The sequence below is a fragment of the Exiguobacterium sp. s124 genome (genome assembly GCF_018617485.1).
In the GTDB taxonomy this organism is placed as follows: Bacteria; Bacillota; Bacilli; order Exiguobacteriales; family Exiguobacteriaceae; genus Exiguobacterium; species Exiguobacterium aestuarii.
Genome location: NZ_JACSKH010000001.1, coordinates 1587828 through 1600605 on the forward strand (window position 1 = coordinate 1587828; position 12778 = coordinate 1600605).

11 protein-coding genes are annotated in these 12778 nt (G+C 48.7%); 1 reads left to right on the plus strand and 10 read right to left on the minus strand.

The window, feature by feature from the left end; genetic code table 11:
- Nucleotides 1–4: 4 nt before the first annotated feature.
- Genes KNO85_RS08305 through gmk form a run of 8 tightly spaced genes read right to left on the minus strand, consistent with a single transcriptional unit; the run spans nucleotide 5 to nucleotide 8993 of the window.
- Complete coding sequence (locus KNO85_RS08305; protein WP_214788920.1) at nucleotides 5–739, minus strand: Stp1/IreP family PP2C-type Ser/Thr phosphatase; 735 nt, start codon at nucleotides 737–739, stop codon at nucleotides 5–7.
- A gap of 8 nt (nucleotides 740–747) precedes the next feature.
- On the minus strand, nucleotides 748–1833 hold the full coding sequence (gene rlmN, locus KNO85_RS08310) for a dual-specificity RNA methyltransferase RlmN (RefSeq protein WP_214788923.1): 1086 nt from the start codon (nucleotides 1831–1833) through the stop codon (nucleotides 748–750).
- A 3-nt stretch (nucleotides 1834–1836) separates the two neighbouring features.
- Nucleotides 1837–3168 (minus strand): 16S rRNA (cytosine(967)-C(5))-methyltransferase RsmB, encoded by a 1332-nt coding sequence (rsmB, locus tag KNO85_RS08315; RefSeq protein WP_214788926.1) that lies wholly within the window; start codon nucleotides 3166–3168, stop codon nucleotides 1837–1839.
- Nucleotides 3155–4555 (minus strand): methionyl-tRNA formyltransferase, encoded by a 1401-nt coding sequence (fmt, locus tag KNO85_RS08320; protein WP_214788929.1) that lies wholly within the window; start codon nucleotides 4553–4555, stop codon nucleotides 3155–3157. Before fmt ends, rsmB begins: the two co-directional genes overlap by 14 nt.
- An 11-nt stretch (nucleotides 4556–4566) precedes the next feature.
- A complete protein-coding gene (priA, locus tag KNO85_RS08325; protein WP_214788932.1) occupies nucleotides 4567–6891 on the minus strand; it encodes a primosomal protein N' in 2325 nt (774 codons plus the stop codon).
- Entirely contained in the window at nucleotides 6888–8078 is a 1191-nt protein-coding gene (gene coaBC, locus KNO85_RS08330; RefSeq protein WP_214788935.1) for a bifunctional phosphopantothenoylcysteine decarboxylase/phosphopantothenate--cysteine ligase CoaBC, read from the minus strand. The genes priA and coaBC overlap by 4 nt, the downstream gene beginning before the upstream one ends.
- A gap of 58 nt (nucleotides 8079–8136) precedes the next feature.
- Nucleotides 8137–8346 (minus strand): DNA-directed RNA polymerase subunit omega, encoded by a 210-nt coding sequence (gene rpoZ, locus KNO85_RS08335; protein ID WP_015881337.1) that lies wholly within the window; start codon nucleotides 8344–8346, stop codon nucleotides 8137–8139.
- Nucleotides 8346–8993, minus strand: a complete 648-nt coding sequence (gmk, locus tag KNO85_RS08340) for a guanylate kinase (protein WP_031421596.1) — start codon at nucleotides 8991–8993, stop codon at nucleotides 8346–8348. The genes rpoZ and gmk overlap by 1 nt, the downstream gene beginning before the upstream one ends.
- A gap of 131 nt (nucleotides 8994–9124) precedes the next feature.
- Here gmk and KNO85_RS08345 point away from each other — a divergent pair, with 131 nt between their 5' ends.
- Nucleotides 9125–10816 carry an Rqc2 family fibronectin-binding protein gene (locus KNO85_RS08345; RefSeq protein ID WP_214788937.1) on the plus strand — a complete coding sequence of 564 codons (1692 nt, stop codon included), beginning with the start codon at nucleotides 9125–9127 and terminating at the stop codon, nucleotides 10814–10816.
- Nucleotides 10817–10983: 167 nt separating this feature from the next.
- On the opposite strand, the gene KNO85_RS08350 is transcribed toward KNO85_RS08345, so the two are convergent.
- A complete protein-coding gene (locus KNO85_RS08350; protein ID WP_214788940.1) occupies nucleotides 10984–11922 on the minus strand; it encodes an FUSC family protein in 939 nt (312 codons plus the stop codon).
- Complete coding sequence (locus KNO85_RS08355; RefSeq protein WP_214788944.1) at nucleotides 11919–12749, minus strand: hypothetical protein; 831 nt, start codon at nucleotides 12747–12749, stop codon at nucleotides 11919–11921. Before KNO85_RS08355 ends, KNO85_RS08350 begins: the two co-directional genes overlap by 4 nt.
- Nucleotides 12750–12778 lie beyond the last annotated feature (29 nt).

Consider the following 12778-nt stretch of genomic DNA (forward strand, 5'->3'; position numbering starts at 1 on the left):
GGATTCATCCTCTCTTTCTATCTGTGAATTGAACGAGCGCGACCGTGATGTTGTCGCTCCCTCCCAATTGATTGGCTTCAGCAATGAGTTGATCTGCTTTTTGATCAGCCGATACAGCTTGTTGTAACACGTGTTGAATTGCGCCATCCGTCAGATGTGTCGTCAATCCATCCGTACAAATTAATATCACATCAAACTCAGGGTCAGCGAGCACTTGCACGTCAGGTTCGACTTGTTCGCTTGAACCGATCGCCCGGGTGATGACATTTCGTTTCGGATGAACGCGCATCTCCTCTTCTGTCAATTCACCGAGCTGTTTAAGCACGTTGACGTAAGAATGATCTTCTGTGAGACGTCTTAATTCATTTGCTTGCAAGGCATAGACACGGCTGTCACCGATATGAACGATGACCACCGTCTCTCCGTTCCAACAAACGGCTGCCACAGTCGTTCCCATCATGACGAGGTTCGACTGCTTTGCAAATTGCAACACTTGTTCATTCGCCAAGTGAATGTGATGACGGAACCATCGCTCGATATCGACCGGGGTCGACGGGAGAGACGGGAAAGCCCGTCGAAACTCCTCAATCACGATTTGACTCGCGACCTCTCCCGCTGCATGTCCACCCATCCCGTCGGCAACGAGCGCAATTCCTGAGAAGGCATCGCCTAAGATTAAAACTGCATCTTCATTTTGTGTGCGTACTTGTCCACGATCTGTTCGAAATGCTAATTCCATCTTTCTGATTACCTCGTTTCTTGTTCGCGCTCCTTCGCTCGAAGTTGCCCACAAGCAGCATCGATATCTGACCCTTGCTCGCGACGAATCGTCACGTTCACATTGCGGTCTTTGAGCACTTTTTCGAAGGCAAAGATTTGAGCTCTCGGTGTGCGTACATAATCGCGTTCCAATACGTGGTTAACCGGGATCAAGTTGACGTGACATTTGATTCCTTTCAACAAGTCAGCCAATTGATGGGCATGGTCTTCTGTATCATTGACGCCACCAAACAATCCGTATTCGAACGTGATGCGACGACCGCTCTTCTCCGTATAGTAACGGACGGCATCCATCAACTTGTCTAAGTCAAAGGCACGGTTGATTGGCATGAGACGTGTACGTAGTTCTGTCGTAGCCGCATGAAGCGAGATGGCGAAGTTAATGCGCATTCCTTCATCCGCAAACTTGTAGATTTTTGGAACGATTCCACTTGTTGATACTGTGATGTGGCGTGCTCCGATGTTGAGTCCGTGATCATGGTTGACCGTGCGCAAGAAACGCATTAACTCATCATAGTTATCAAACGGCTCACCGATTCCCATGACAACGATTGAGTCGACACGCTCACCTGTCGCGTCTAACGCACGCTGTACGTCGAGCACTTGTGCCGTGATTTCACCGGCTTCTAAGTTTCGCTTCAATCCACCGAGTGTTGAAGCACAGAACGTACAACCGATTCGACAACCGACTTGTGTCGTGACACAAATTGAGTTCCCATATTCGTGACGCATGAGAACCGTTTCAATTGAATAACCGTCTTGAAGTTCAAATAAGAATTTGATTGTACCGTCCTGTGATTCTTGTTTGACCAATTCTTTTAACGTCGTCAATTGGAATGATGCTTCTAATTGGTCACGTAGTGCCTTTGGAACGTTCGTCATATCGTCGAATGACGTGACACGTTTAACGTACATCCAATCATATAATTGTTTCGCACGGAATGATTTTTCTCCTGCTTCCACGACCCACGCTTCAAGTTCAGGGAACGTCAACGAATAAAGTGACGGTTTTGCGCCTAAAAGTGGGGTTTTTTCTACTGCTTTTGGATTCATTTTTTATACCTCTTTCTTAAATGCGGCGATATAGAAGCCGTCGGTCCCGAATGTCGTCGGTAATAGTTTTAATTCAGCACGGTCCGATGCCATGATCGGACGAACAGATTGTGGGAGACGTTCTCGTAACGTTTCGTCCCAGACCAATCCTTTTGATAACACATAGTCAGCCTGTGTCTCGTTCTCAGACGGATCAATTGTACATGTCGAGTAAACAAGCGTACCACCTGGCTTGAGCAGTGGCAATACGGCATCAATGATTTGTCGTTGAATCTTCGGTAAGTTCTCGAGCTGGGCTTTGTCTTTCGTCCATTTGATATCAGGCTTGCGACGAATAACACCGAGCCCTGAACAAGGAACGTCCAGAAGGATTCGATCAAAACTCTCTTTTTCGAACTGTTCACCTGCCAGACGAGCATCAAGGGCAAGTGCGGTCACTCCATTGATGTGAAGACGTTTGGCTTGCTGGTCAATCAATTTCGCTTTATGTGGGTGTAAATCGAGCGCTGTGAGCGATCCACTTTCCATCCGTTCAGCCGTATGCATCGCTTTCCCACCAGGGGCGGCACACGCGTCTAAAATATGGTCATCTTTCGAAACGCCGAGCGCATCTGCGACAAGCATAGAGCTCTCATCTTGAACCGATAAAAGTCCTTCCTCGATGAATGGGGTCGAATGGACGTTGCCCGATTCGACAACGAGTCCATCGCTCGATAGTTCAGAGCGAGATGTCAAGACGCCCAAGTCGGCCAAGCGATTCATCATTTCGTCGACAGACGCACGTTTCCGGTTGACGCGTACCGTGACAGGAGCCGGCTCATTGTTTAACTGACAGATGGCTTCAGCCGTCTCGACACCGTAAAAATCAATCCAGTCCGAAACGAGCCACTTCGGGTGACTATGCTCAATCGAGATTCTCTCCGCATCCGTCAATTCACTAAAATCAGGGAATCCTTCACGGAGAACGTTACGTAACACCCCGTTCACGAACTTACTCGTCCCGAGATGATGTCCTCGTTTTTTTGCGATTTCGACGGCTTCGTGCAAGACGGCACGATCCGGTACCTTATCAAGGTAAAAAAGTTGATATACACTCATTCGAAGAAGCGGAAGCACGAACTTGTCGAGCTTCTTCGGAGAACGGATTCGATCGTTTAAGATGTAGTCCAACGTCCCTTTCCGACTGAGTGTCCCATAGACGAGTTCGGTATACAGACCCACATCTTTCGGGGCAACTTTTTTTTGTTTTAATACATCATTGACGGCAATCGTTGAATACGCGCCGCCTTGTTCAATTTTCATCAGCGTATCGAGCGCTGCTTCACGTACGTTCATGAGTTCCTCCTAATCGGTCACCAACACGCAACTTCTGTCCAGCTCCGCGCATGAAGGTCGCACCATCCATTCGCTTTTTACCTGCTGGTTGTAGGTCCGTCACTTTGATGGCGACATTGTTTCCGGTCGCCACGACGAACCCGTCTTCTTCTAGGCGAATGACTTCTCCCGGTTGACCTGCACCGGTCGTCTTTTCTCCCATGAACAGTTTCACCCGTTCTCCGTCAAGCGTCGAGTAGGCAGTCGGGAATGGGTTCATCCCTCGAATATGGTTATAGATGGCTTCTCCACCGATACTCCAGTCAATCTGTTCGCGCTCACGGCTAATGTTCGGCGCAAACGTCACCTCCCGCTCATCTTGAGGGACCGCTTCAATCCATCCTTCTAAGAAAGCTGGAAGTGTGCGAATGAGAAGATCACTTCCCGCTACGGCAAGTTTATCAAATAGCGTTCCGACCGTATCCATCTCTTCGATTGGGACGATTGTATTCGCAATCATGTCACCCGCGTCTAACTTGTCGACCATATACATGATCGTCACACCTGTCTCCGATTCACCATCGATGATGGCTTGATGAATCGGGGCGCCTCCCCGATATTTTGGAAGAAGTGAGGCATGAACATTGATCGCTCCGTGAGGCGGTGCCTCGAGTAATGCGGTCGGCACGATTTGTCCATACGCTGCCGTGACGATGAGGTCCGGGCGCAACTCTAAAATTCCGGCATAATCTGTTCGAACTTTCTCAGGTTGTAAGACAGGAATACCGTGACGGAGTGCACACTCTTTCACAGGCGTTGGTTTGAGTTCACGTTTTCGTCCGACCGGTTTGTCCGGTTGCGAAACGACACCTACGACATTGTATCCTTCTTCGAGCAGTCGCTCAAGTACAGATACCGCAAATGTCGGAGTTCCCATAAAGACGATTCGCTTGTCTTTTCCAGGGTTTGGAACCGCTAGCTTGTCAGTGAACAAGACCCCATCCAAATGATCCATCTCATGCTGAATCGCACGAGCGAAGAAACCGCTCGCTTGAATGGTATGCGTCCGGCCTTTCAAGTCCTGATTTTTGACGACGATCGACTCATGACGTTCCACGAATCCGAATTCTCCTGGGATGCTCAAACATCCTTCAAGACCGACCTCACGTCCAGACGTTTCAATGATTTCAGGATTGATCAAGACGAGTGGACCCGTCTCATCATCGGTATGGACGACAGCGAGTCGCTGATTCAAATTGACCTGTGGCGCCGCGACTCCGACTCCGTCGTACTCATACATCGTATCAAACAAACGGTCGACCGTTTGTCGCAATTTTTTATCGAACTTCGTTACCGGTTCGCATGTCACACGTAAAATATCGTTTGGTACTTCTACTACTTTATACATGTCTCTCCACCTCACATGAATACGTATGGGTTCACATCGATACTCATTTGATATTCTTTCTTACTGATTGCTTTTGCTCTTGCTTGTTGAAGTCTTGCTAGTTCCGCGTAAAGTGTGTCAGGTTGTTTCGTTTTAATGAACACTTGATAACGATACGCGTTCTTTAATTTTGATAACGGGGCAGGCATCGGACCATTCAAGCGGCTATTCTCTACTTGCGCTTGTAAAAAGTCCGATGCGAACAGTTCCGCTTCCGCTTTGGCGACGAGCGGGTTCTCTGCTGAGAACGTGACGAGCGTCAAAAACCAATACGGCGGGTGGTTCCCGACTTGACGAAGACCCATCTCTTTCGCAAAGAACGTTTCATAATCATGTTCACTCGCTGTCTCAATCACGTAATGGTCCGGGTTGTACGTTTGCACGAATGCCTCACCTGGAAGTTTGCCGCGCCCCGCCCTTCCCGCCACTTGGGTGACGAGTTGGAAAGTCCGTTCGGTCGCTCGGAAGTCAGGCATCCCGAGTGTCGCATCTGCCGCGAGTACTCCGACGAGGGTGACGTTCGGGAAGTCGAGTCCTTTGGCAATCATTTGGGTGCCGAGTAAAATGTCGGCCTCTCCTTCTTCAAAGCGTCGTAACAGTTGTTCATGGGAACCTTTCCGCGACGTCGTATCTTGGTCCATGCGGATGATGCGCGCCTCTGGAATCCGGTTCAACAGCTCCGTTTCGATCTTTTGCGTCCCTGATCCGAACTGCTTGATTTTTTTGCTGTTACACGATGGACACGTCGACGGCATCCCGACTTCGTAGCCACAATAATGACACTTCAATCGATCACCATACTGGTGATACGTTAAATTGACGGCACAGTGCGGACACGTCATCCCTTCCCCACAGTCCCGACACATGACAAATGTCGTAAACCCACGACGGTTCAACAGAATGACACATTGCTCTTTTTTTGCGATTCGGTCGAGAATCCCGTCGAACAATTCTTCCGAGAACATCGTCGTATTGCCTTTTGCCAGTTCGCGGCGCATATCGATAATGTGGACAGGCGGCATTTCCCCGCCGTACCGCTCTTTCAAGTGCAAATAACGATATACACCTTTTTGCGCCCGTGCGTAAGATTCGAGAGAAGGTGTCGCACTTCCCAATACGACGGGACACCCATGATAGCGAGACCGCCAAATGGCGACATCACGCGCATGATAACGTGGATTTTCTTCTTGTTTATACGTCGTCTCATGCTCTTCATCCAAGATGATGAGACCGAGACGGTCGAGCGGCGCAAAAATCGCAGAACGGGCCCCGACGACGACGTCGACTTCTTTCCGCTTGATTTTACGCCATTCATCATACTTCTCACCTTTTGAAAGAGCACTGTGTAAGACTGCGACGCGTTCCCCGAAGCGACGCTTAAATCGCTTCACCATCATCGGGGTCAAACTGATTTCAGGCACGAGCAAAATGGCCTGTTTTCCTTCATCGATGACTTGCCCAATCGACTCTAAATACACTTCGGTTTTTCCGCTACCCGTCACGCCATGGACGAGCAATGTCTCTCCTGCATCCGCCTCATGAATCGCCTGGACCGCATTCGCCTGACTATCATTTAACTGCACAGATTCCTGTACTTGTTCAATCGTCGCGTAAGGGTCGCGATTCAATTCAACTTCCGTCAACCGTACCGCCCCAATGTCTTCAAGCTTTTGAAGTTGTGGGCGAGTCAATCCGATTTGACGAAGTGCCGACCAGTACATACGCGGCGTCTCTTCTAACTGCTGAATCGCTTCAAGCTGTTTTTTCGCGCGTTTCGAGACGACGGTCGCTTCGAGCAGTTCGACGACGATGTCGGTTTTGACCGTTTTCTTCTCTTTCAGAACAGGGGCGAGGGTAAGCTCCCCTTTTTTAGCGAGTCCTAAAATGACAGACTGTATGTCTTTCGGATACTCCGATAAATGTGTCCCTAGACGAACACCGTCAGGCACATGCCCTTCTTTGATTTCTTTGTCATAACTGACTTTCAGCGCTGCAGGTAGCATCGCGAGAAGCGCGGAAGACCGAAAGCAAAGCGTCGTCTCTTTCACATGAATGGACAAGTCGAGCAGTTCATCTGTGAGTGACGATTCTTCATCTAATAAAGCTTCCAGTGGCTTCAATCCATCTCTCGTCCCGTCAGACGTGCCGACGACGATTCCTAACAGACGGCGTGAGCCGAAAGGAACCGAGACGCGCATCCCTGGTTCAATCAAGGATTCGAACTGTTCGGGCACTTCATAGTCAAACGGACGATCGATCGTGATCACCGGTGCATCGACATGGACGTGGGCAATCATCGGACCGCTTCCTTAAAATGTGTGAGCAGTTCGAACGCCAACTGTTTCTTCGATTGTTTCGGTAAGTTGAGCGTCGTCCCGTCTGCATGAAAGAGGACTGCTTCATTGTCGTCTGCACCGAATCCGATGTCGCTGCCGGATACATCGTTTGCGACGAGGAAATCGACGTTCTTTTTCTTCAGTTTGGCTGCGGCATGTTCTTCGAGCCGTTCTGTCTCGGCAGCAAACCCAACTAATATTTGATGAGTCTTTCGTTCACCGAGTGTTTTTAAAATGTCCGTCGTTTCTTCGAGTTCGATGGTGAGTGGTCCGTGAACTTTTTTATGTTTCTCTGCATGAACCGTTTTCGGACGATAATCCGCAACGGCCGCCGACTTCACGACGAGGTCGAGTGAATCAAAACGACTTGTCACTTCATGTAGCATCTCTTCACTCGACATAACCGGAATCGCCGTCACGCCGTCTGGTACCGGGACTTGAAGCGGACCGTGGACGAGTGTGACACGGGCACCCATATCACGTGCCACTTCTGCGAGCGCGACACCCATTTTCCCTGATGAGTCGTTTGATAAGTAACGAACCGGATCGATGCGCTCTACCGTCGGACCTGCTGTAATCAATACTTCTTTTCCGAGGTATAGTTTCGGGACGAACTGGCTTTCGATGATGCGTACCAAATCTTCTGGTTCTGGTAGGCGTCCACCACCAATCCAACCACATGCCAAGTTGCCGACGCCCGGTTCGATCAACTGATAGCCGTATGATTTCAACGTCTCGATATTCCGCTGTGTGGCAGGATGTTCGAGCATATTCACGTTCATCGCCGGTGAGACGATGACCGGGCACTTCGCCGCAAGAATCGACGTCGTGATAAAGTCATCTGCAATCCCGTTCGCCAGTTTTGCGATCATGTTTGCTGTCGCAGGAGCAACGACGATCAAATCACTCGAGTCGACGACATCGATATGCGCAATCTTTGTCGGGTCGTGCTCTTCGAACACATCGGTATAGACCGGGTTTCGACTGAGCGCCTGGAAGGTCGCCTGACCCACGAATTGTTCTGCCGATTTCGTCATCGCGACACGAACATTCGCTCCGGCTTGAACCAATTTCGATGTGAGCGCACACGCCTTATAGGCGGCGATGCCACCACTCACACATAACAAAATAGTACGATCCTTCACCATTCCCAAACTCCCCCTTATAGACAATGAGACCCAAGTCGCAAACGACTTGGGTCACACTTCATCCGTTGTTTTTTTCGTTCACGATGATTGTCGTATCACCCGAAAATAGTTCTTCTAACGCTTGACCGACCGGCTTATATGATTTTGGCTCGGCGACTTTCGGTGCTTTTCCATCTTGAATCTGACGCGCCCGTTTCGCAGCGACCGTAACGATCGTATATTTTGACGGGATAGTACGTTGTAAGGCATCAATCGAAGGGTATAACATTAAATGACCTCCATCATGGCTTTTTTATAGAGTGACGCAACACGTTCACGTTTACAATGCTCAGCTGTCACGATCGCTTTAATTCGATCGATGGCTTTGTCGACCTCGTCGTTCGTGACGACGTAATCATAGGCGTCCATCAACTCGATTTCTTCACGCGCGACGAGCAGGCGTTGCTTAATGACTTCTTCTGACTCCGTGCCTCGTCCGATTAGACGATTGCGAAGTTCTTGAAGACTTGGTGGTGCCAAGAATAAAAAGACGGCTTCCGGGAGAAGTTCCTTCACTTGGAACGCCCCTTGCACCTCAATTTCAAGAATGACATCTTGGCCGCTTTCGAGCGTTTCACGCACCCACTCTACAGGCGTCCCGTAATAGTTGCCGACGAACTCGGCGTGTTCGAGCAATTCTTTTTGTTCGATCATGCGTTCGAACTCTTCTCTCGATTTGAAGAAGTAATGTACTCCCTCGACTTCCCCTTCACGTGGCTTTCGAGTCGTCGCCGACACCGAATATTGAAGGTTATTGTCCTCTTCCTCGCGAAGAGCACGACAAACGGTCCCTTTTCCGACACCGCTCGGTCCAGACAAAACGATTAATAATCCTCGTTCTTTAAAATTCACTGCAAGCCCTCCATCTTCTAACATCACATTTAATTATAATAGCAGTCAATCAATTGTCCCGGCAAGAAGAAGTTCGGATTTCCTACTCCATCGTACCATATTTTCTGTTTTTCTGATAACGTAGAGACAGAAAATGAACAAAGGTGATGAGATCATTGGCTTATGATGGATTAATGACATATCGTGTCGTACAAGAATTACAATCGCTCGTCGGAGGACGAATCAATAAAGTACATCAACCGTATTCTCTCGATTTGATGCTCCAGATTCGTTCGAACCGACAGAACGCGCAACTACTCATATCAGCAAATGCGATGTATGCCCGTCTCCAGCTGACGGATACACCGATTAAAAACCCACAAGAACCCCCGATGTTCTGCATGATGTTACGGAAACATGTAGAAGGCGGATTTATCACGGCGGTCGAACAAATTGGACGTGACCGCGTCATCGTCATCTCTGTCCGCTCTCGAAATGAGCTCGGCGACGAAGAATCAAAAAAAGTTTACATTGAACTGATGGGACGTCACTCAAACGTCGTCCTAACGACAGAAGAGGGGAAAATCTTAGATGCAATCAAACATCTCCCACCTTCGCAAAACACCTATCGAACGATCATGCCGGGAAGTGAATACCTCCTCCCGCCTGAACAACATAAGTTCGACCCGTTGTCTGATTTGACGGAAGGACTGAAGCGAATCGACTGGAATGCCGGTAAACTCGACAAACAGATTGTCGCCACGTTTGCTGGTGTCAGCCCTCAAATCGCCCAGGAAGTCGTTCATCTTGCGAAGATGCCCAACCGCGACTCGGTTCAGCAAGCGTTCGAGAACGTACTACGTCAACTCGAAGGACCTTACGTCTTTCAACAACTCGCGAATGGTAAAGAGCGTTTCGCTCCGATTGTATTAACGGCCGGAGACATCGTCTCCGAGGAAACATACGCATCAAGTAAAGAAGTGCTCGACCGTTTCTTCTATGAAAAAGCAAACCGCGATCGTGTCAGACAGCAAGCTCACGATGTCGAACGTCTCTTAAAATCAGAACTCGAGAAAAATCAATTGAAGCGTCGCCGTCTCTTAGAAGACTTAAAGGCGACAGAACGAGCAGATGAATTACAAAAGTTCGGTGAGTTATTGACGACCTATTTGTTCCAACTTGAGAAAGGAATGCGTGTCGCAGAAGTCGTCGATTACTATGACGAAGACGGTGCGACCATCTCGATTCCGCTCGACCCGCTCAAAACACCAAATGAGAATGCACAGCAATACTATAAGAAATACAACAAGCTAAAAGTTGCGAAAGTCGAAGTGAAGAAGCAACTCGAATTAAACGACGCGGAGATCGAATATTTGGAAACACTCACCGCTCAGCTCGATGTTGCTTCTCCTTCCGACTTGCTCGAAATTCGGGAAGAGCTCGCCGAAGAAGGATATATCCGTCAAAAACGTCAAAAGAAAAAAGCGAATCCGAAAATTTCGCTTGAAGCGTACACGTCTTCGACCGGAACGGACTTCTTTGTCGGCAAAAACAATACACAAAACGATCATTTGACGTTCAAGTTCGCCCGTCGTGACGAGATTTGGCTTCACGTCAAAGATATCCCCGGCTCTCATGTCATCATTCGTTCGACGGAACCGGATGAAACGACGCTTCTCGAAGCCGCATCGGTCGCTGCTTACTTCTCGAAAGCACGCGCATCGAGCGGTGTACCCGTCGATTATACACGCGCCCGCTACGTGAAAAAACCAAGCGGCGCCAAACCTGGTTTTGTCATCTATACGGATCAACAGACCGTCTATGTGACGCCAGATGAACAATTGATGAAGTCGTTGAAACAGTCGTAATCGAAACCTCGCCGTGTTCTCATGGCGAGGTTTCATCTAAATATTGGGAAAGATAAAAATCGCACTCGGCTTTCTTGCGCCCACGCTTTCCGAAGGCAAGGCAAACAAAACAATTCTGCAAAAAAGTCAGGCCCGCCATTTCTTGATGGCGGGCCTTTGTAGCTTGTTCACGCTTTTGGGTCATGCTTAAACGCTTCGAGCTGTTCATGATAATCGAGCAAGTGCCCGTGTAAAATTTCTGAAACGGATAAATCTTCATGCGGTAGTCTAAACAGTGAATATGGTTTATCGCACGTATAGAGAACATCATGATGGTGCGCGAGCAAATATAAGAACTCCGATTCGAACGCCTGACGTTCTTCCTCACTCATCAGCAGGAAGGCTTCACGGTGCTCGGCCAGACTTTCTAACAATAAGACGAGCTTGTCTTCTAGATGAATCAGTAATCGATATTGCTTGATTGTCATATACTTCAACTTCACGTTCGTCACTTTCATATCCTCTTGAAGCATCATGTGGAGTTCCTGATGACCGAGAATACGAGCACGCGTCTCTAATAGCTCCGCCGGGGAGCCAACGAGTTCACGCCAATGATGGAACAAGTAGGATGAGGTCTTTCTAACTTCATTTAATAACCGATCCTCATAACGTGGTGGCAAGAACGCGTAGTTCACACCGAGTGAGACAAATACACCGACCGCCGTCAATAAAGAACGCGTCCATGCATAATGAAAGAAATCCGAGGTCGGGTTCTCTAGCATCATGACGATGGCGAACGCCGCATACGTCGACATGTGTGTCTTATCGAACGTCGTATTGAGCGTGAGCGAAACGATGACCGCTAACCCGATCGAAATGGGATTGACACCGAACAAATAGACGATGAACAGTCCACACATGAGCCCGAGGACCGTTCCAAATATTCGACTGAATACAATTTTAGACGAACGCTTGACGGTCGGTTGCATCGCCACGACGGCTGCAATCGCACCCATTCCGGAATAAATTCCAAATACATACCACGAGATTGCGACGGTAATCGATACGGCAATTCCCGTCTTTAACGTACGAAGCCCGATTTTCGGGATGTAACGTTTTCTGTTCATTTCAGCTCGACCTTCCCTGTCTCAGAAATCAACTCAACGACGGGTCGATTCGATGTCGACAACTGATAGACACCTGGCTCAACTTCGTCGTAACGGTCGCTACTTGAAATTTTTCCGGCCGTCGTCACGTTCACTTGCCCAGTCGCATGTTTTGGTGCATAACTGAGCGTTCCCGCTTCCGTTTGAACGGTCATCGCCTGATTCACGACGACATCCTTGACGGTCGCATGGCGATAGGAACGAATATCTCCCGTTACGAGACGTGCTGATTCGATTGTCGCATCGCTTTTCGTCTCAATTCGGAGGCGATCACTGTCGATTTGTTTCAAATTGACCGCGTTCGCATCCATCACGATCGTTTTCACATTCAGTCCTTGCCCGGTCACTTGTTCAGCCCCTAAATGGACCGAAGTCATCGAGCTAGGCAAGGCGACACGTAGCTTATAGCGTGACGGTTCTTCACTGGCACGACTGCCGAAGTAACTGAACCATCCATACCGTTCGACGACATAGATCGTATCGCCGACCGATTTGACTTTAATCCGTCGTTCTTTCGAATTGGTCTGTACCACTTCGATTTGTACTTTTTCATTCGGACTACGGACAAACTCGACGTTCCCATGATACGTCTCGAGTCGTAACTTTTTCATTTGGTATCGATCTTCATACTGATCTCCCAACGCCAACAGATGGCTGAATACGAATAAATTCACGAGAAAGAGCGTTGGGATGACCGTCAAGACGAGACCAAAGGCGATTTTACGATGTTTCGGAATTGCCCGAAACCGTGCCCTCCATGTTTTTTCCTTGCTTCTTGAATACGCCATATGCCTCTCCTTCTTGGTTCACTTTCATC